The 18364-nt window shown below is 66.4% G+C and carries 20 protein-coding genes; 11 read left to right on the forward strand and 9 right to left on the reverse strand.

Annotated features, from left to right (window positions below; translation table 11 throughout):
- Positions 1-18: 18 nt before the first annotated feature.
- Positions 19-1248: an MFS transporter gene (locus ABD231_RS20765; RefSeq protein WP_344154285.1), complete on the reverse strand. Its 1230-nt coding sequence runs from the start codon at positions 1246-1248 to the stop codon at positions 19-21.
- Positions 1249-1411: 163 nt separating this feature from the next.
- On the opposite strand from ABD231_RS20765, the gene ABD231_RS20770 reads away from it, so the two are divergent.
- From ABD231_RS20770 to ABD231_RS20795, 6 genes are all read left to right on the forward strand, one after another.
- Positions 1412-2317 (forward strand): DUF929 family protein, encoded by a 906-nt coding sequence (locus ABD231_RS20770; protein WP_344154287.1) that lies wholly within the window; start codon positions 1412-1414, stop codon positions 2315-2317.
- Positions 2318-2782, forward strand: a complete 465-nt coding sequence (locus ABD231_RS20775; RefSeq protein ID WP_344154290.1) for a vitamin K epoxide reductase family protein — start codon at positions 2318-2320, stop codon at positions 2780-2782.
- 233 nt (positions 2783-3015) lie between these two features.
- Positions 3016-3216 carry a hypothetical protein gene (locus tag ABD231_RS20780; protein WP_344154293.1) on the forward strand — a complete coding sequence of 67 codons (201 nt, stop codon included), beginning with the start codon at positions 3016-3018 and terminating at the stop codon, positions 3214-3216.
- A gap of 8 nt (positions 3217-3224) precedes the next feature.
- The gene (locus ABD231_RS20785; RefSeq protein WP_344154296.1) at positions 3225-3743 is read left to right on the forward strand and encodes a DUF6879 family protein; all 519 of its coding nucleotides are present in this window, start codon (positions 3225-3227) and stop codon (positions 3741-3743) included.
- Positions 3724-4581, forward strand: coding sequence for a helix-turn-helix domain-containing protein (locus ABD231_RS20790; protein ID WP_344154299.1), 858 nt, complete (start codon positions 3724-3726; stop codon positions 4579-4581). The genes ABD231_RS20785 and ABD231_RS20790 overlap by 20 nt, the downstream gene beginning before the upstream one ends.
- 48 nt (positions 4582-4629) lie before the next feature.
- Positions 4630-4833, forward strand: a complete 204-nt coding sequence (locus tag ABD231_RS20795) for a hypothetical protein (RefSeq protein WP_344154302.1) — start codon at positions 4630-4632, stop codon at positions 4831-4833.
- A 127-nt stretch (positions 4834-4960) separates the two neighbouring features.
- Here ABD231_RS20795 and ABD231_RS20800 read toward each other — a convergent pair whose 3' ends face one another.
- Complete coding sequence (locus ABD231_RS20800; RefSeq protein WP_344154305.1) at positions 4961-5401, reverse strand: hypothetical protein; 441 nt, start codon at positions 5399-5401, stop codon at positions 4961-4963.
- A gap of 9 nt (positions 5402-5410) precedes the next feature.
- Positions 5411-6139 carry a TIGR02391 family protein gene (locus tag ABD231_RS20805; protein ID WP_344154308.1) on the reverse strand — a complete coding sequence of 243 codons (729 nt, stop codon included), beginning with the start codon at positions 6137-6139 and terminating at the stop codon, positions 5411-5413.
- A 388-nt stretch (positions 6140-6527) separates the two neighbouring features.
- Between ABD231_RS20805 and ABD231_RS20810 the strand changes: the two genes are divergently transcribed.
- Together ABD231_RS20810 and ABD231_RS20815 are read left to right on the forward strand one after the other, a co-directional pair.
- Positions 6528-6779 carry a hypothetical protein gene (locus ABD231_RS20810; protein ID WP_344154311.1) on the forward strand — a complete coding sequence of 84 codons (252 nt, stop codon included), beginning with the start codon at positions 6528-6530 and terminating at the stop codon, positions 6777-6779.
- A gap of 195 nt (positions 6780-6974) precedes the next feature.
- Positions 6975-7187 carry a DUF6458 family protein gene (locus ABD231_RS20815; RefSeq protein ID WP_344154314.1) on the forward strand — a complete coding sequence of 71 codons (213 nt, stop codon included), beginning with the start codon at positions 6975-6977 and terminating at the stop codon, positions 7185-7187.
- 649 nt (positions 7188-7836) lie between these two features.
- Here the strand turns inward: ABD231_RS20815 and ABD231_RS20820 are convergent.
- Entirely contained in the window at positions 7837-9651 is a 1815-nt protein-coding gene (locus ABD231_RS20820; RefSeq protein WP_344154317.1) for an AMP-dependent synthetase/ligase, read from the reverse strand.
- A 108-nt stretch (positions 9652-9759) separates the two neighbouring features.
- Here ABD231_RS20820 and ABD231_RS20825 point away from each other — a divergent pair, with 108 nt between their 5' ends.
- A complete protein-coding gene (locus ABD231_RS20825; RefSeq protein ID WP_344154320.1) occupies positions 9760-11343 on the forward strand; it encodes a peptide-N4-asparagine amidase in 1584 nt (527 codons plus the stop codon).
- On the opposite strand, the gene ABD231_RS20830 is transcribed toward ABD231_RS20825, so the two are convergent.
- From ABD231_RS20830 to ABD231_RS20850, 5 genes are all read right to left on the reverse strand, one after another.
- Positions 11331-13394, reverse strand: a complete 2064-nt coding sequence (locus tag ABD231_RS20830) for a tetratricopeptide repeat protein (RefSeq protein ID WP_344154323.1) — start codon at positions 13392-13394, stop codon at positions 11331-11333. The two genes, ABD231_RS20825 and ABD231_RS20830, sit on opposite strands and share 13 nt — an antisense overlap.
- A complete protein-coding gene (locus ABD231_RS20835; RefSeq protein ID WP_344154326.1) occupies positions 13348-13518 on the reverse strand; it encodes a hypothetical protein in 171 nt (56 codons plus the stop codon). The genes ABD231_RS20830 and ABD231_RS20835 overlap by 47 nt, the downstream gene beginning before the upstream one ends.
- Positions 13519-13536: 18 nt before the next feature.
- Entirely contained in the window at positions 13537-14562 is a 1026-nt protein-coding gene (locus ABD231_RS20840; protein ID WP_344154328.1) for an aspartate-semialdehyde dehydrogenase, read from the reverse strand.
- 294 nt (positions 14563-14856) lie between these two features.
- A complete protein-coding gene (locus ABD231_RS20845; RefSeq protein ID WP_132194310.1) occupies positions 14857-15042 on the reverse strand; it encodes a tautomerase family protein in 186 nt (61 codons plus the stop codon).
- A 20-nt stretch (positions 15043-15062) separates the two neighbouring features.
- Positions 15063-16574, reverse strand: a complete 1512-nt coding sequence (locus ABD231_RS20850; protein WP_344154331.1) for a sodium:solute symporter family protein — start codon at positions 16572-16574, stop codon at positions 15063-15065.
- A 160-nt stretch (positions 16575-16734) separates the two neighbouring features.
- Here ABD231_RS20850 and kduI point away from each other — a divergent pair, with 160 nt between their 5' ends.
- Together kduI and ABD231_RS20860 are read left to right on the forward strand one after the other, a co-directional pair.
- A complete protein-coding gene (gene kduI / locus ABD231_RS20855) occupies positions 16735-17571 on the forward strand; it encodes a 5-dehydro-4-deoxy-D-glucuronate isomerase (protein ID WP_344154333.1) in 837 nt (278 codons plus the stop codon).
- On the forward strand, positions 17568-18344 hold the full coding sequence (locus ABD231_RS20860; protein WP_344154335.1) for an SDR family oxidoreductase: 777 nt from the start codon (positions 17568-17570) through the stop codon (positions 18342-18344). Before kduI ends, ABD231_RS20860 begins: the two co-directional genes overlap by 4 nt.
- Positions 18345-18364 lie beyond the last annotated feature (20 nt).

The following is an 18364-nucleotide window of genomic DNA, read 5'->3' on the forward strand; positions in this document are numbered from 1 at the left end:
GTGCCGGGTCGTCGTTCCTCAGGTGGTCGGGATCGGGGTGGTGCGTTCTGCGCGGTGCCAGGCGACGGCCAGCAGTACGGCGGCCGCGGTGCCGGCCAGGCCGAACCAGCCGATGGCGGTGGCTGCGTTGGTTTTGTCGGAGAGGATGCCGGCCAGCAGGGGGCTGACGCCGGTGGCGGTGGTGAGGCCGGAGTTGGACATGCCGATGGCTTGGCCGCGGCGGGCGTCGGGGAGGCGGAGCGTCATGGAGGTGGTGGTTTGCATGACGACGATGGTTCCGAAGCCACCCGCGATGACGAAGAGCAGCACGGAGATGACGACGTTGGGTTGGAGGAGGCAGAGTGCGACCGGGGCTGCGGCGGCGATGGAGAGCGGGCCGAGCAGGCCGGGGCGGCGGTCTTCAGGAACGAACTTGCTGAAGAGGAAGGCGCCGATGACGCTGCCGAGGGGGTCCGCGGCGAGGATGATGCCGACTGTTACCGAGCTTCCGCCGAACAGGGCGGCGTACGGGGCGGCCATGCCTTCGTAGACGGCGACGAGGGCCATCAGCCACAGCATCAAGACCAGGGCGCGCATGCCGCGGTCGGCGAACAGCAGGCTCCAGGTTTCGCTTGCTGATGAGCGGCCGGTACGACGGTCGGCCCCTGCCGCAACCGGGTTGGCGGCTGGGCGGTGTTGCAGGCGGAGGCGGATCAGGATCGCGGAGCCGAAGAAGGTGAGGGCGTCGAGAACCAGGACGACGTACGGGTTGAAGACGGCGATCAGCAGGCCGCCACCAGCGAAGCCGGCCATCTGGGCGGATTGGATGGTGATGCTGCGGATCGCCATCCCGGTGCTGAAACGTTCTTCGCCGAGTACGTCGGGGAGGAGTGCGAGCTGCGCCGATTTGAAGACCGGTTGGAGCAGCGAGACGATGCCGACCAGGACACAGAGCGACCAGAACGGCATCGCCGGAATCGCGACCAGGAGGATCAGGCAACCACGTAGACCGTCGATCCAGAGGATCAGATCGCGGCGTGGGAAGCGGTCGGCGAGGCCGGTGAGGAAGAGGCCGCCGAGCAGGGACGGGACGAAGGTCAGCGCGTAGGTCAGACCGGTCAGCGCGGCCGATCCGGTGTCGGCGAAGACGAGCACCGACAAGGCGACGCGCGCCAGTTGATCGCCTGCCACCGACTGCAACTCAGCCAGGCACATCGCGCGGAATTCCGGTACCCGGAACACGTCTCGATAGCTCACAGCACCCGCCATACGCCTGACCGTAAGTTGCATCGAGGGCCTGCCGAGCAGTATTCGAACCTCGTGGAAACCTCGCTTCGGACTGGATTTGAGGGCTCGCGCGGAACTTCGGAGCGTCACCGGCAGTTGTGCTCTTGGGGGATTCTGTAATTGGTGACCAGGCAGGAGAAACGGGATGAGCAGGCGGGTCGAGCAGAAGGCTCAGGCGCGTGAGCGAGTGGCGGCGTTGCGGGCACAGCAGCAGCGGGCCGAGCGGCGCAAGCGGCTGCTGATAGCAGTCGGCGCGGTGGTCGCGGTCGTGGTGGTGATCGGCGGGCTCGTGCTCATCAAGGTCGCGGGCGGTGGCAGCGACAAGACCGCGACCGGACCGTCCGGGACCGCCGACGCGCAGATCGTGACCGCGCTCAGCTCGATCCCGGCCGAGACCTTCGCGAAGGTCGGCAGCGACGACGTACAGGCTGCTCCGTCAGCGATCACCGCTCCCGCGCTGACCGCCGACGGCAAGCCGAAGGTGCTCTACATCGGCGCCGAGTTCTGCCCGTACTGCGCGGCCGAGCGCTGGCCGGTGTCGGTCGCACTGGCCCGGTTCGGCACGTTCACCAACCTCGGTACGACGCACTCCGCGGCGGACGACGTGTTCCCGAACACCCCCACGCTGTCGTACCACGGCGCGAAGTACACGAGTCAGTACTTGTCGTTCACCGGTCTGGAGACCACCACCAACGAGAAGGTGAACGGGCAGTACAAGCCACTGGACACTCCGAGTGCGGAGGACCAGAAGATCTTCGAGACGTACAACGCCCCGCCGTACGTGAAGAGCGGCGGGTCGATCCCGTTCGTCGACCTGGGCGGGAAGTTCGTCGGGTCCGGGGCGACGTACAGCCCAGAGATCCTGGCCGGCAAGACGCAGGCCGAGATCGCCGAGGCCCTGAAGGACCCGTCGAACCCGATCGCCAAGGCAGTCGACGGCTCGGCCAACGTCTACACCGCAGCCCTCTGCCAGCTCACCAACAACCAGCCGGCAAACGTCTGCACCACTGACCCCGTCAAGGCCGCCGCCGCCAAACTCGGGAAGAGCTGAGTGAGCACGACAACCGCCCGGGGATCGTCCCTGGGCACGATCCCCTGGCTGACGCTAGCCGTGTCCGCACTCGGCGTCCTCGTCTCGGCGTACCTCACCTACGAACACTTCACCGCCGGTACGACGCTCGCCTGCCCCGAGACCGGTGTCGTCAACTGCATGAAGGTGACGTCGTCGAAGTACTCCGAACTATTCGGCGTACCGGTAGCCGTACTCGGCCTACTCTTCTTCATCGGCATGGTCGTCCTGTCGCTACCAGCCCTGTGGCGCACGGCATCCCCGTGGCCGGCGCGCGCCCGCCTGGCCGGCGTCGTAGTCGGCGTGGTCTTCGTCCTCTACCTGGTGTGGGCCGAACTCTTCCGCATCAACGCCATCTGCCTGTGGTGCACAGTCGTCCACGCCCTCACCCTGATCCTCTTCGCCCTAGTCGTCATCCGAGTCGCCCTCCCACCCCTGGAAGGCTGACCGATTTAGCAAACCGACCGGACCACTCCGCGGTTCGCCTTAGAAATAAGGGGATCGCCAGGTAGAAGCCGAGTTCGAGTGTTCGGCTAGGGCCGGTGTGGTTCGGCCTGGAGTCGGTTGCGGCATGGGAGACTCGGGCTAGCAACTTTTCGCAACATCGATGACAGGCAACTTCGCGGAACCCCAGACTTGGCAACGCAAGCTCAAGCAACCGATGCAGACAGGGGATCATCATGAAACTGACACTCGTTGCAGGCGACCCGGAATCGGCCCCGAAGAACAGCCCCACCCTCTACAAGACCGACCGTGGAAGCTGGGTCGTACAGGGATGGGTCATTGACGACCCCGACGCACTCGCCACGCTCAACCTCCCGAACGGTGAGAGTGCGGTCGAGATTCCAGACCGCATGATCCAGTTCTTCACCAACCCGTAGGCGACGGCATGGAAGAGATCTCCGAGGACGCCTTCGATGACCTGCTGACGCAGTTCAAGCACAGCTCGGTGCATCTAGAGACCCGCGATGCGTACGGCACCGAGGTTGAACTGCCGCACATGGCCAAGTGGAAACGCGGTGAGCCGGACGACTTCGAGTGGTTGCAGGAGTGGTGCACCGAGCTCGGCGAGCATGTTGCAGCAGGCCGGACAGTACGCCGGGTGAAGATCGTCTCGGAACCGCTCAGCGACTACCAACGCTGGGTGTACAACGTGTTCACTCCCATCGTCGCGGCCGGAGAAGACATCCGTTGGCTGCCTCGGCGACAAGTGTCGACCTTGCTCATCCCTGGCAATGACTACTACCTGCTCGATGCCGAGCGGGCGGTGTTCCTGCACTACGCCGGATCCGGCCTGAACACTGCTTTCACCACCACAACCGATCCAGCAGTCATCGCGATGTGCCGCGACGCGTTCGAGCAGGTGTGGTCGTTGGCGATACCGCACAGTGAGTACAAACCCGAATAGCGCCACCCGCAAGGCACAGGAGGCGTTGGGCCTACGCTTGCGGGAACTGCGCAAAGATGCCGGGCTGACCGGTCGCGAGCTAGCAGCCGCGACCGGTTGGCACTTCACGCGTGTCTCGAAGCTGGAACACGGCGTACAAGCGCCTTCCAACGAGGACATACGGCTGTGGTGCGAGGCCTGCTCCGCTGCGCATCAGATCGCCGACCTCATTGCCCAGGCTCACACGGTCGAGTCGATGTACCTAGAGTTCAAGCGGCAGGCGCGAGCGGGCATGAAGCAGATGATGCTTGCGCCTGTCCCGCTAGAGGAACGAACTGAACGCTTCCTGATCTATGAGCACCACGTCGTCCCCGGCTTCTTCCAAACGGCCGGCTACATCCGGGCGATGCTTCAGTTCTGGTTCGACTTCCTTGAGGTACGCAACGACATCGATGAGGCAGTGGCTGCCCGCATCGACCGCCAATCAGTGCTCTACGACGGCAGCAAGACCTTCGCCGTGACCCTCGAAGAGGCTGCGCTGTACACCCGCTTCGGCGACGCCGACACTCTCGCCGGCCAGCTCGACCGGCTGCTGTCAGTCATGAGTCTGCCGAATGTTGCACTTGGCATCGTGCCACGCAGCGCTGGGCGCGACGTGGTCGGGCAGGTCAGCTTCTGGGTCTTCGACGACCGACTGGTGAGCCTTGAGACACCCACCGCCAGCATTGAGATCACCGCGCCGCAAGAGGTCGCCATGTACGGGCGGATGTTCGACCACTTACGGCAGCCTGCGGTCTACGGCAAAGACGCACGCGCCCTCGTCATCAAGGCGCAAACCGAACTCATCGACAGCAACTAGTTGCAACTGTCTAGCTGAGTGCTGAGCCTCGCTCCTAGCGTCTATTGCATGAGCACAGGACCGATGGAGTACTCCGGCACAGAGTGGAGCGAGCGGCCGGACGGGCCGAAGCCCACCGAGTTCAGCTGGCCCACGTTGCGTCCTAACGATCGCTGCGACGGCGAGAACCCCATGACAGGCAGGGTCTGCATCAACGGTCGCCACAAGGGCTACCACAGCGACGCCTCCGGCGCAGAGTGGCTAGATGACTGAGCTCGGTCTTCGTGGACTCAGCACCTGATCCGGCGGGGCGGGCGTGCTGACCCTGTATCCGCGTCCGCCCTGCCTACCAACCGAATGACCTCCGGCCCAACTCCTTACGGCTAGGGGTCGCGCATCGTTAGCCGCCGTACATACCCTTCGTGATGACCTGAGCCGTCACGTCAGTAAGGATGTCCCGACCGACACCTGCCACCGCTTCGGCGGCCCGGCGGAGCTTACCCTTCTTAACCTCGTCCGGCTCGTTGTCCGCAGCTTCGTTCAAAGCCGCAATGATCCGATCTGCGAGCGCATCAGGGGTGGGCCAGGCGCCGACGGTACGGCGTGCGTGTCCCGTGGGTGCTCCCACTAGGTAGACGTCGCCGTTCCCCTGTTTGGACAGCTTTGTGATGTATGGCGGGTCGTTGTGTTGCAAAGCGCGCAAAGCCTTTTGGACATCACTTTCAGGGACTCCGGCAGTCACGCCGATCCTGGACGGAGACATCAGTGTGCCCGTCTCCTCGTATAGTCGCACAATTGCTTCGAGGACCGGCAGGTCTCGGCTTTCCCATGTTGATTCCATGTCCGCGGCCTACCCTTCGTCGAGCATGTCACCGTGCTCGTATCGGAGTTGCGTCAGGAGAAGGCTCCCGAGACCAAGAACGCCGATGGCATACTGCTTTGCGTCATCCCGCTTCTGGATGCGGTGTCGATCCACGTTGCTCAACGCTTGCGCGAATCCCATCCCCAACTTGTGCCACCCCTCCCACTCGCTTCTCTGCTGCCCGAGTCGTAGCGAATTGTCGTCAGCAGGTGACAGGACCTGCGCGAAGAGACCTTGCCCTACAAGGTTGCCCCCATCCTTGTTCTTCGGCGTACCGGCCCATGTGCGGATGTGGTTTTCGACGAAGGTCGCGACGATGCCAGGGATCTTCACCCAGTCCTCTTCGGCCACGAGCCCTTTGACGTGCTCCCAGAGCTCGCGATCGTATGCACCCGGATCCACAGGGTCGGCGTCACCCACGACCTGCAAACTCAATTCGTAGATCGCTGCCTCAAGCAAGCCACACGCCTTTCGAATGCCTCCACGGCGAGCGTTGTCGAAGGTACTACGCGGGGTGTTCTCGGTCATGATCATCACGCCGTACCTGACCTTGTCTAAGGCTTCGACGAGGTGGTGCGTCGGCGAGAAGGCCATGGTGAGCAAACCTTTGCAGCGAGCCTTCCAGGCTGTGAAGGCTTCTCCGCCATCGATGACGCTTGGCTCGCCGGCCTCCAGCTTCAGCTTCTCCAGCTCCGTGATCGCCACGTCTGGCTTCAACGTCCCTCCCCAGGGGCTAGCTCGTCCGAAGAGCGTACTCGCCAACTCCAACAGTTCTGCCGTTGAACATTGCCTGGTGTTCCTCCGCAGGCTGGGGCAGTAGGACCGATCGAGGAGAGTAACTGGCAGTTGGAGGAACCCATCCGTCCCACGCCGTGTCGCACTCGCCGCCTTCGACCGCCCGTGCGAGGAGGGGCCGGTGATCATCCGGCCGACGGCAGAATTTCGTGCCGAAAGTTCACGGCTCTGCGGAGTCTCCTGGTCAGAGCCGAACTGAGGCCGTAGGGTCGCCGGACGACACGGCGGGATCACAGCTAGGGAGGGCTGCCCGCGCCAGTCGAGGAAGACCGGCCCGATCAGGCGGGCGGTCCTAAAGGGGAGGATTCCAATGAGCGAAGAGACAGCGCCGCAGATACTGCGGCGCATCTGGCTTGCCTGTCAGGAACTGTTGGCAGAGTCCGGCGGTGCACGAATCACCAGCTACGAGGTTGCCAAACGGGTCGATCTGGATCACCCGTTGGTTGTCGAGGGGCTTCGGACGATGGACTACTACCTGTTCATGCGGCCCTTCGACGCTTCAGACGGCCACCAGGCTCATGTCGAGGTGTTGGGACTGGACCAGGAGTACGAGGCGCAGTAGCAGCCCCACTGTGGTCGCAGTCTTGGTCGCTCCTGTGCCGGTACCTGCATCAGAGCAGGCCAGCACAGGGCGTACGACGTTTAGACAAGCGGTGAGAGTGAGATTCGAACTCACGGGCCGACCTTGGCCGACCGACGGTTTAGCAAACGGGTACCTCATGGCTGTCCATCCCAGCCTTTCTGCAAGGAGGACGCCATGGGTATCGGCGTGTCGGTGTTCCTGCTCGCGGTCGGCGGCATCCTGTCGTTCGCCGTCTCCGACCGCATCAGCGGAGTCGACCTCACGGTCGTCGGCTACATCCTGATGGGCGCCGGAGCGTTGGGCCTCATCATGGCTGTGTTCCTCACCAGCCAACGCTCCCGTGCCGCGCGCACATCCGTCACCGAGCGGCGCACCTACGAGGAGTGACCCGCCGTTAGACGAGCGCATGGTGATCGGGCACGGGCTGAAGGGCACCCATCCCTGAGCGTGCCCGGGCCCGATCTGCTAATTGGCTTCGGACATGGAGCATCGCCCGCCGTCAGACGCGCTGTGCTTCGGGAACTTGCCGTTCTTGTTCAAAGTCATTCGCGTTCGCCCGCAGCACGGGCAGATCCTGCCGCTACGCGGCCTGGTGCACGCCCATCGACGATCGGCCTGCGGGGTGTACCGGGTCGTGCCTGATGCTGGGCACAGCTTCTGGGCGCCGTGGCGGAGTACACCCGCGGTTGTCTCGGTGTAGTGCTTCGGAAGCGTGCTGTCTTTGTTGGTCGCCACCCGTAGGCAACATGCATCGCAATGGACCCAGGCCACGCCTCCCCCTCCACTATCCGCATGCGCTTGATTACACCGAGCGTACAACTCGGCCGAGCGCGGCGGGATACTCCGAGTGTCTGCTGCATCCCGCGGTCGCGCTGCGGTGTTGCCACACGCGGCGTCGCGTTGGCGCGCGGTAGCGCGAAGTCGCGGCGGTAGCCGTGGGGTTGCTGGCGGCAGCCAGCGAAGGGTGGAAGGGGTGGGTGGGGCGCCGGCTGGAGCGTGCGACGAAGGAGTGCGCGTGGCCGGCGCCGGGGGAAGGTTACTTGTACAAGCCGTCGAGGACGTCGGCGTACTGGGTTTCGACGTACTTGCGTTTGAGTTTGAGGCTGGGGGTCATTTCGCCGGACTCGACGGTGAGGTCGCGGTCGAGGATGGCGAACTTCTTGATGGTTTCCCAGCGGTTCAGGCCGGCGTTGAGTTCGTCGACGTAGCCCTGGACCATGGCGTGGGCGGCGGGTGAGGTGACGATCTCGGCGTAGGACTTGCCGGCCAGGCCGTTGCCGGCGGCCCAGCCGGTGATGGCGTCGGGGTCCAGGGTGATCAGGGCCGAGACGAAGTTGCGCTTGTTGCCGTGGACAACGAACTGGCTGGCGTAGGGGCAGAGGGTCTTGAAGCGGCCCTCGATGACCTGGGGGGCGACGTACTTGCCGCCGGAGGTCTTGAAGAGGTCCTTCTTGCGGTCGGTGATGAACAGGTAGCCGTCCTCGAAGTGACCGATGTCGCCGGTGTGGAACCAGCCGTCGGCGGTCATCACCTCGGCGGTCTGCTCGGGGAGGTTGTGGTAGCCGCTCATCACGCCGTCGCCCTTGATCAGGATCTCGCCGTCCTCGGCGATCTTGATCTCGGTGCCGGGGAAGGGCGGGCCGACGCTGCCGAGGCGGTAGCCATCGGGGCGGTTCAACGACGAACCGGCCGCGGTCTCGGACAGGCCGTAGCCCTCGAGGATGAGCAGGCCGGCGGCGTGGAACCACTCGGCGAGCTGCTTGTCCAAGGCCGCGGAACCGGAGACGAAGAAGCGGATGCGGCCGCCGAAGCGGGCGCGGATCTTGGACAGCACGAGCTTGTCGGCGACCGTGAGCTGGGCGGCGAGCAGACCCGACGGCTCGGATCCCTTCTGCCGCAGCGCGGACGCCTTAGCGCCGACTCCGAAGGCCCAGTCGAAGAGTTTGGCCTTCACGCCGCCCTCGTCGGCGATCATCGTCTTGATCCGGCCGTGGGCCTTCTCGAAGATGCGCGGCGCGGCCGCCATGAAGGTCGGCTGGACGATCGCGGCGTTCTCGACGATCTTGTCGATCCGCCCGTCGATCGCGGTCGCGAACCCGAGCTGGAACTGCACGGCGAGCAGCACCTGGCCGAACACGTGCGACAGCGGCAGCCACAGGAACTGCAGATCATCCGGACTCAGTACGCCGGTCGCCTCGACCGCCGCACCCTCGTACGTCCACACCGAATGCGGGAGCCGGACACCCTTCGGCCGCCCGGTCGTACCGGACGTGTAGATCAGCGTGCACAGGTCCTCGGGCACGACCTGCGCGATCCGGTCGTCCACCTCGGCCAGCTTCGCTTCGCCGAGCGCGTCGAGGTCGGCCAGGGTGATGACCCAGTCCCCGTCCTCGGCCTCCGGCGTACCGTCGATCAGCACGACCTTGCGCAGCGACGGCATCTCGGACTTGTGCTCGCGCAGCTTGGCGACCTGACCGGCGTCCTCGGCGAACACGACCTGTACGTCGGCATCCGCGACGATGTAGGCGACATCGGCCGACATCGTGGTCGGGTAGATCGTGGTCGTCGCGGCGGCGGCGAGGATCCCGGCGAGGAAACACTCGACCCACTCGATCCGCGTACTCGCGGCGATCGCGACCCGCTGCTGCGGTTCGACGCCGAGCGCGATCAGACCGGCCGCGCGACGGCGCGCCAAGGTGTCGGTCTCGGCCCAGCTGACGGACTTCCAGCCGTCCGCGACCGGGTACCGGAACGCCTCGCGCTGTGGCGTCGCCGCGACCCGGTCCAGGAACATCTGGGCCATCGTGTCCTTGCGATTACTGAGCGCGGCCGATTCGGCGACAGGCTTCATAATTGGCCTCCATCGGGGGTCAAGTGAACTGGACAGTAATGCAAGGTCCGCCGCGTGGCCATGGCACTCGCTTGCCCACCCGCACCTTCTCGATTACGTTTCCGCAACATGCGCATACGGCCTGTGGCTTTTGTCTCACTCTCCGCTCTGCTGCTCGCCCAGATCATCCCCGCGGCAGCCGCCCCGCCCCCGTCCGAGTTCGGCACCGACTACGACGATCCGCGGACGCCGGCCCCGGCCGTCGCCGTACCGGACACCAAGCACTGCGAGGTGGAGATCGTCCGGCACGGCTTCCGCAACTTCGACCCGTACCGGTCGACCTACACGCCCCCGGCCGCCTGCCAGGGCCCGTGGTCGAAGGTCGTGCTGCGGATGCACGGCGAGGTGAAGGGGGTCCAGTACGACCGCCTCGGCCACATCACCATCGGCGGTGTCGGCGTCTTCCGGACCTCGACCCCGGAGCCGAGCGCCGACGGCATCGCCTGGGACGTCGAGAAGGACGTCACCTCCTACGCCCCGCTGCTCACCACCCCGCAGCCGGTCGTGATGGAGCTCGGCAACGTCGTCAACGAGACCTACACCGGTGTCCTCGACATCACCGTCACGCTCGCCTTCTACGGCACGAGCCGCCGAGTCCCCGCCGCCAAGACGGCGAACGTCGTACTCCCCCTGCAGGATCAGCGCCGCGAAGAATCCGACCTGATCGGTACGGCGACGCTCCCGCGGAACGCGACTCGTCTGATCGGCGAGGTGTACGTGACCGGGTCGGGTGGCGGCTGCGAAGAATTCTGGGACACGTCGGCTCCCGCCGAGACGGGCTACTCCTGCCCGGACGGATCGCCGTACCGGGAGGTGGACGTCTCGATCGACGGCAAGCCGGCCGGGATCGCGCTCCCCTATCCGTATATCTACACCGGCGGTTGGTCGAATCCGTACTCCTGGCGCCCGTCCCCGGCACCGCGTGCGTTCGACATCAAGCCGTTGACCTACGACCTGACGCCGTTCGCCGGGCTGCTCACCGACGGCAAACCGCACGAGTTCCGCGTCCACGTGAACGGCGTACCGGCCGGGCAGAGCGGCTGGTTCACCGTCCCGAACCTGCACGTCTGGACCGACCCGCATCGCAGTCAGACCAGCGGCAAACTCACCTCGTACGCCGTCGCCCCGCTGACCAAGTCGGACGAGGTGACCACCACGTCGGTGAAGACCACGGCTAGCAGGACGCTCAAGATCAGCGGTTATGTCGACACATCCGCAGGTCGGATCCGCACAACAGTCCAGCGCACGCTACGCAATACGTCCGACCACACCTGGACGGCCGGTGAGACCCACGACAGCCTGGACGCGAACTGGCGCGACACCTCGATCGTGACCAGCGGCAGCAAGGTCGAGCTCACCGATCTCGACTACGGCAAGACCGGCCTGCTCACTTTCTTGCCGCACGCAACAATCCCGAACGCGTATGACGTGGTCACCGACCTGAAGATCCATGACAAGATCCGGACGACCCACGGCTTCAGCAACGAGACCTACGACGGCCGCGCCTCCTGGATCTACAACGTCCCGCGCGACCAGCGGCACGCCACCGGAACGCAGACCGTCCGCTTCCAGTCCTTCGGAGCGAACGGCTGCTACGACCACACCTTGCAGGCCGTCAACGGCATCTACACCAAGGACTTCTACCGCTGCTGAGCCGCTTCGAGTGAGCGGCGAACCGGCTCGGCATCGGGATGGTCTGCCGCCTCGAGGATCTCGAGCGCGGCGGACCAGGATGCGATCGCACCGTCGCGATCCCCGACCCGTTCCTGAACTCCGGCCCGCGAGGTCAGACACTCGACCGAGTCAAGCCGTCGACCGAGCCGGTGATGGATCTCGATGGCAGTCGTGTATGACGCGATCGCCTCATCGAGCCGGCCGTCGGCGGCCAAGGCGTAGACCAAGGTGTCGCTGACGACCGCCCGGCCGTATTCGGACTCCACCTGTTCGTACAGTTTGAGCGCGTCCTCGGCGTACCGGACGGCGAGCTCGTTCTCGCCGAGCAGCGCGTGGTACCAGCCGAGGTTGTTCAGGGCGTTGGCCTGCGAGTCGTGCAGTTCGAGCCGCTCGTAGAGCCGCAGCGCGCGGGTGGTGGTGGCGATGGCTTCGCGCTGCCGGCCCATCCTGGTCAGCACGCGGCCGATGCTCAGCGAGCTGTGCGCGATCGCCTCCTCGTCGGCGAGCTCCTCGGCGATGTCGAGCGCGAGCTCGTGGTGCCGGATCGCCTCGTCCCACTGCCGCAACGACATGTGGCCGCGGGCGAGGTCCCGCCGGGTCTTGGCCTGCTTGCGGAGATCCCCGAGCCGCACCGCCGCCGCGAAACCCAGATGCTCGGCCTCCAAATACTCCGCGCGACCCGCGAAGTCGAGGTAGTCCGCGATCGCCCAGACGTAGACCCAGAGCAGATCGTCGGCCCGGCCGGCCGCAGCCCGCAGTACGGCGAGGCTGTTCGTCTGCTCCGAGTCGAACCACGCATACGCTTCTTCCCGCGTCGTCGGCAGCTCCAGCTCGAGGGACGGATCGGGATCGGGTACGTCGACCGGAAGCCGCCCGCGCGCGATCTGCAGCGCCGCCGCCACCCCGGTGTGCACGAGATACCCAAGCAATCGGATGAACGCAGCCTCGGCCTCCTCCGGATCCGCGAGCTCACGCGCGTACTCCCGGAGCAGGTCGTGCATCGCGTACCGATCCGGCGCGATCTCGACCAACTGATGCTGGCCCACCAGTACGTCGAGCAGCTGGCGCGCGGAGCGGATCGACGTACCGGCGAGGGCGGCCGCCGCTCGCAGCGTGATCTCGGCCCCGGGGTGCTGACCGAGCAGCCGGAACAACCGTGCCTCCTCCGGCCGCAACTGCCGGTAGGTCCAGGAAAAGATCGTCCGTACGTCGATCCCGTCCGCCACCGCCAGCGCATCCAGCAGCGCCTCGTTCACCCGGGTCGCGAACATGCTGAGCGTCCATCGCGGCCGCAGGGCGATCTGGGCCGCGAGCAACGACAACGCCAACGGCAGGCCGGCACACGCCGCGAGCAGCATTTCGGTGCTCTCGGCATCGGCCTGCAGCCGTTCGTCGCCAACCCTTGCCGCGAGCAACTTCCGGGACTCGGCCGGGTCGAGCGCCTCCAGCCGGATCGGCACCGCCTGCTCGGTCGCGACCAGGTCGCCCAGCTCGTTGCGACTCGTCACCACGGTGCAGCTGCGGGCACCGGTGAGCGGCCTGACCTGCTCCGCCGACCGGGCGTTGTCGAGGACGACGAGGACTGACCGGCCGGCCAAAAGACTGCGGTACAAGGCGATCTGGTCATCGGTTGTCGTCGGCAACCGATCGGAGGGGATGCCGAGCGTGGCCAGGAACCGCGGCAGGATCGCCCGCGGGTCGGCCGGATCCGCATCCGGTGCATAGCCACGCAGATCGGCGTACAGGGTGCCATCGGGGAAGCGGTCCTCGACGCGGCGGGCCCAATGGATCGCGAGTGCGGTCTTGCCGACGCCCGGCGGGCCGATCACGACACCCAAACGGTTCGCGGCGACGAGGTTGTCGAGTGCGTGCAGTTGGTCGGTCCGGCCCGCGAAGCCGGGGACGGCGCTCGGGAGCTGGCGCGGGATCACCATGCTGTCCGCGTCGGTCGCGGTGAGCAATTCGCTGTACAGCCGCTGGAGCTCAGGCCCGGGTCCGACTCCGAGCAGGTCCCGGAGGCGGCGCGACACCGCGGAGTACGTCGTCAGCGCGTCGGCAGGTCGGCCGATGCGCGGGCAGCGGGACGATGTCGCCCGCAGCAGTCCGCACCTCGAGCGTGCCCAACAGCCGGAATCGCAGGTCCAGTTCGCTCACCTCCTGGGAGGCAGGAGCCTAGCGCTTGGCGAGTAGCTCCGCGATCTGTACCGCGTTCAGCGCGGCGCCCTTGCGGAGGTTGTCGTTGGAGACGAAGAGCACGAGGCCGCGTCCGTCGGGAACCGACTGGTCCTGACGGATCCGGCCGACGTACGACGGGTCCTGGCCGGCCGCGAGCAGCGGCGTCGGCAGGTCGGCCAGGACGACGCCAGGCGCGGAACCGAGGATCTCGGTCGCCTCGGCCGGCGTGATCGGGCGGTCGAACTCGGCGTGGATGCTCAGTGAGTGACCCGTGAAGACCGGGACCCGGACGCAGGTTCCGGCGACCGGAAGGTTCGGCAGGTGCAGGATCTTGCGGCTCTCGTTGCGCAGCTTCTGCTCTTCGTCGGTCTCACCGGTGCCGTCGGCAACAATCGACCCGGCCAGCGGGAGCACGTTGAACGCGATCGGACCGGCGTACACCTTCGGCTCAGGCAGCGCGATGCCTTCGGTGCCCAGCGCCAGCCGGCCACCGACCTCGGCGAGCGCGCGGGTCTGGTCCTCCAGCTCGCTGACTCCGACACCGCCTGATCCGGAGACGGCCTGGTAGGTCGAGACCACCAGCCGGGTCAGCGTGGAGGCCGCATGCAGCGGCTTCAGGACCGGCATCGCGGCCATCGTGGTGCAGTTCGGGTTGGCGACGATGCCCTTCGGCAGGTCGTTCAGGTCCTCCGGGTTCACCTCGGAGACCACCAGCGGTACGTCGGGATCCATCCGCCACGCCGACGAGTTGTCGACCACCACAGCCCCGGCCGCCGCCACGCGCGGCGCGAACTCCTTGGACGCCGTCTTCCCGTTCGAGAACAAGGCCAACTCCAGCCCACCGAAGTCAGCCGTCGCCGAGTCCTCCACCGTGATCTCACGGTCCCCGAACGGCAACGTCGTACCCGCCGACCGCGCCGAGGCGAAATACCGCACCTCGTCCACGGGGAACGAGCGCTCAACCAGCAGCTGACGCATCACGCTGCCGACCTGACCAGTAGCCCCAAACACTCCAACTCGCATACCGAACCCTAACCCCGGCCCCTCCCCCGGCTCCCCCAATTTCGTCGTACGGACACCGCCGCACACCCCCCAACCCGGAGGTCATCCCCTCACCTGGGGGGTTGCCCACTCAGATTCTGAGGGGGCAACCCCCTATCTCAGGGGTTAGCCCGTGAGTTGGGGGGTTGCACGGCCAGATGGGGGGTGCGGGCGGGTTGGGGGTGGCGCGTGGGGTGGGGGGTGGGGTTGGGGGCAGGATCCGGCCCGGAGCGTCTGGGCGGAGAGGGGCCGGGGCGGAAGGTGGGTGGGGGCGGGTCAGCTGTCGGAGACTAGGACTCCGCCGTTGGCTACGTCGGACTTCTCGATTTCCTGGAAGACGATGCGGACGGCTTCGCGTTTGGCGCCGAGGATGGCGATCGCGGAGTCCGTCACGGCGGCGACGAACTCGCGGCGCTGGTCCAGGGTGCGGCCGGACAGGAGTTCGACGGTGATGTTCGGCATATCAGGGTTCTCCAGGGGTGTCAGCCGAGGGCGGCGGCGCGCCGGGCGGCGACCTCCGCGGTCTCGTCGGGGTCGGTGTTGAGGGAGTCGAGCAGGTCGTCGACGTCGTCGCGGCGCTCCGGGAGGAGCAGGCCGAGGCCGACGAAGATCACCAGAGAGGTTGCCAGCGGCAACGCGACGACCAGGGTGGTGTCGGTGGAGCCGACGCCGTACTTCACGATCGCCCAGGTGATCAGGCCGATCGCCCAGGAGGCGAGCGCGGCGCGCGGACCGGAGCGCCGGAACCAGGGCAGCAGGCCGAGCATCAGCGGGATCGCGATCGGGCCCATCGTGGCGGCCACCAGGTCGACCACGATCTTCAGTACGACGCCTTGGCCGTTGGTGGAGATCGCGATGATCATGCTCACCGTGACGAAGGCGAACGTGGTGATCCGGGCGAACTTCAGCATCGCGGCGTCAGTCAACGAGCGCACCTTCTTGACCAGCACCGGGGCGAGATCTCGGGTGATGACGGCGGAGATCGCGTTCGCGTCGGAGGCGACCATCGCCATCGTGTGCGAGAAGAAGCCGGCCAGCACGAGCCCGATCAGGCCGCTCGGCAGCAGCAGCTGGGCCAGCTGGACGTAGGACTGCTCGGCCTTGCCCGGGTGCACCAGCAGCGGCGCGGCGCACATCGGGATGAACAGGATCAGCGGCCAGACCAGCCAGAGGAACGACGACAGCAGCGCGGACTTCTTGGCCGCGGAACCGGACGGCGCAGCCATGTAGCGCTGGGCCAGGTTCCACATGCCGCCGTTGTACTCGAAGGTTTTGATGAACAGGAACGCGATCAGGAAGATCGGTGTGTACGGCCCGTTCAGCGCGTCACCGTGGCCCTCGGGGAGCTTGTCCCACATCGTCCACAGCGTCGAGACGCCGCCCAAGTGCGCCAGCACACCGACGAACATCGCGATCCCGGCAGCGGCCTGGATGATGAACTGACCGAAGTCGGTGAGCACGTCGGCCCACAACCCACCCAGCGTCGCGTACGCCATCGTCACGACACCGGTGAGCAGGATGCCCCACCGCATCGGTACGCCGGTGAATCCGTTCAGCAGGATGCTGATCGCGACCCACTTGGACGCGATGTCGACCACCTTCAGGGCCGCACCCGAGTAGGCCAGTGCCTGCTGGGTCGGCAGGTTGTAGCGGCGGGCCAGGTACTCCAGCGGCGAGACAACCCCGTGCTTGGCTCGCAGCCGGTTCCAGCGGGCGGCGAACAGGAACGCGCCGATGCCGACACCGACACCGATCGACACCGCCCACCAGACGTAGACGGTGATGCCGTAGTTGTAGGCGACGGCGGCGAACGCGACGAACATGACCGCGCTGTAGCCGGACATGTGGTGCGAGATGCCGGACAGCCACCAGGGAATCCGGCCTCCGGTCGTGAAGTAGTCGACGACGTTCTTGATCTTGGTGCGGGACCAGAGTCCGATCACCACCATCAGCACGAAGTAGCCGACCAGGACTGTCCAGTCCAGAGCGGTCATGGGGTCCTCCCAGGGACAACGGGCGAGTGACTGGAAGGTTCCACCGAACAGAACAGCGTGTCAAGAGACGGAACCCGGAACAAAAGTCGCCCTAGTTCCACCCGGTAAACCGTGCCCAGCAGCGTTTGACAGGAGGTTCTACTAGATAGAACCTGGTTCCGTGAATGCACAGTCGCCACTCCAGATCCGTCACGCCACTCACCCCGCCCAGGTGCCCGGCTTCGACACCGCCGGACTGCGCGCGCAGTACCTGGTCGACGACCTCTTCACCCCCGACACGGTCACCGCGGTGCTCACCCACCACGACCGGATCGTGCTGGCCGGCGCCGTCCCGGCTACCGCTCCACTCACCCTCGGCACCTGGCCCGAGCTGCGCAGCGAGTACTTCTTCGAGCGCCGCGAGGCCGGCATCGTCAACGTCGGCGGCCCGGGCACGGTCACCGCCGACGGCACCAAGTACGAGCTGACCACCGGTGCCTGCCTGTACGTCGGCCGTGGCACCCGCGAGGTGATTTTCGAAGGCGCCGACTCGGCGTTCTACATCTTCTCGGCCAACGCGCACACCGAGTTCCCGACCGCACTGGTGAACCCCGGCGAGGGCAACCGCCTCGAGCTCGGCGACCAGCAGACCGCGAACCGCCGGACGATCGATCAGTACATCCATGCCGGCGGCGTACAGAGCTGCCAGGTCGTGCTCGGTGTGACCACGCTGCACGCCGGCAGCACCTGGAACACGATGCCCGCGCACACGCATGACCGCCGTACCGAGTGCTATCTGTACTTCGGTCTGCCCGAGACCGAGCGGATCGTGCACCTGCTCGGTGAGCCCGCCGAGACGCGGCACCTGCTGGTGGCCGACCGGCAGGCGATCATCTCCCCGAGCTGGTCGATCCACTCCGGTGTCGGCACCTCGTCGTACAGCTTCGTCTGGGCGATGGCCGGCGAGAACCAGGCCTTCACCGACATGGACGGCGTCGACGTCCGGGGTCTCCGGTGACAGCTGCGCCCGACTCATTTGGGCAGTTCAGCCTCAAGGGCCGTACGGCGCTCGTCACGGGCGCCCGGCGGGGTATCGGAGCGGCCATCGCCGCCGGGTACGCCGCTGCCGGCGCCGAGCTGATCCTGTTCGCCCGCGACGCGGCGCTCGAGGACACGCTGGAGGCGATCAAGCAGAACGGCGGTGGCGAGGCCACCATCGTGACCGCCGACTTCGCCGAACCCGACGCCGTCGAAGCCGCCGCGACCGAACTGGTGCGGACCCGGCAGGTCGACATCCTGGTCAACAACGCCGGCACGATCCGCCGAGCCCCCGCTGCCGAGACCAGTACGGCGGACTGGCGGCACGTGATCGACGTGAACCTGAACTCCACCTGGGCGGTGACCCGGCCGATCGGGGCCGCGATGGCCGAACGGGGTGCGGGGAAGATCGTCACGATCGCGTCCCTGCTCAGCTTCCAGGGCGGGATCACGGTTCCGGCCTACACTGCCAGCAAGCACGCGGTCGCGGGACTGACCCGGGCGCTCGCCAACGAATGGGGTGCGGCCGGTGTCCAGGTGAACGCGATCGCACCGGGCTACATCAGTACCGACAACACCACCGACCTGCGGGCCGATCCGGAGCGCGAGACCGCAATCCGGTCCCGTATCCCGGCCGGTCGCTGGGGGCGGCCGGACGATCTCGTCGGCGCGGCGGTCTTCCTGGCCTCCTCGGCGGCGGACTACGTCAACGGCCATATCCTCGCGGTCGACGGTGGCTGGCTGGCCAGATAAGGAGTGGCAGGATGTCCGAC

Source organism: Kribbella yunnanensis (assembly GCF_039529655.1).
In the GTDB taxonomy this organism is placed as follows: Bacteria; Actinomycetota; Actinomycetes; order Propionibacteriales; family Kribbellaceae; genus Kribbella; species Kribbella yunnanensis.

Coding starts and splice junctions, on each gene's coding strand:
- ABD231_RS20810 (WP_344154311.1), top strand. CDS start 6,528: ATGAGCGAAGAGACAGCGCCGCAGATACTGCGGCGCATCTGGCTTGCC.
- ABD231_RS20795 (WP_344154302.1), top strand. CDS start 4,630: ATGAGCACAGGACCGATGGAGTACTCCGGCACAGAGTGGAGCGAGCGG.
- ABD231_RS20840 (WP_344154328.1), bottom strand. CDS start 14,562: ATGCGAGTTGGAGTGTTTGGGGCTACTGGTCAGGTCGGCAGCGTGATG.
- ABD231_RS20850 (WP_344154331.1), bottom strand. CDS start 16,574: ATGACCGCTCTGGACTGGACAGTCCTGGTCGGCTACTTCGTGCTGATG.
- ABD231_RS20820 (WP_344154317.1), bottom strand. CDS start 9,651: ATGAAGCCTGTCGCCGAATCGGCCGCGCTCAGTAATCGCAAGGACACG.
- ABD231_RS20845 (WP_132194310.1), bottom strand. CDS start 15,042: ATGCCGAACATCACCGTCGAACTCCTGTCCGGCCGCACCCTGGACCAG.
- ABD231_RS20800 (WP_344154305.1), bottom strand. CDS start 5,401: ATGGAATCAACATGGGAAAGCCGAGACCTGCCGGTCCTCGAAGCAATT.
- ABD231_RS20770 (WP_344154287.1), top strand. CDS start 1,412: ATGAGCAGGCGGGTCGAGCAGAAGGCTCAGGCGCGTGAGCGAGTGGCG.
- ABD231_RS20785 (WP_344154296.1), top strand. CDS start 3,225: ATGGAAGAGATCTCCGAGGACGCCTTCGATGACCTGCTGACGCAGTTC.
- ABD231_RS20815 (WP_344154314.1), top strand. CDS start 6,975: ATGGGTATCGGCGTGTCGGTGTTCCTGCTCGCGGTCGGCGGCATCCTG.
- ABD231_RS20780 (WP_344154293.1), top strand. CDS start 3,016: ATGAAACTGACACTCGTTGCAGGCGACCCGGAATCGGCCCCGAAGAAC.
- ABD231_RS20825 (WP_344154320.1), top strand. CDS start 9,760: ATGCGCATACGGCCTGTGGCTTTTGTCTCACTCTCCGCTCTGCTGCTC.
- ABD231_RS20765 (WP_344154285.1), bottom strand. CDS start 1,248: ATGGCGGGTGCTGTGAGCTATCGAGACGTGTTCCGGGTACCGGAATTC.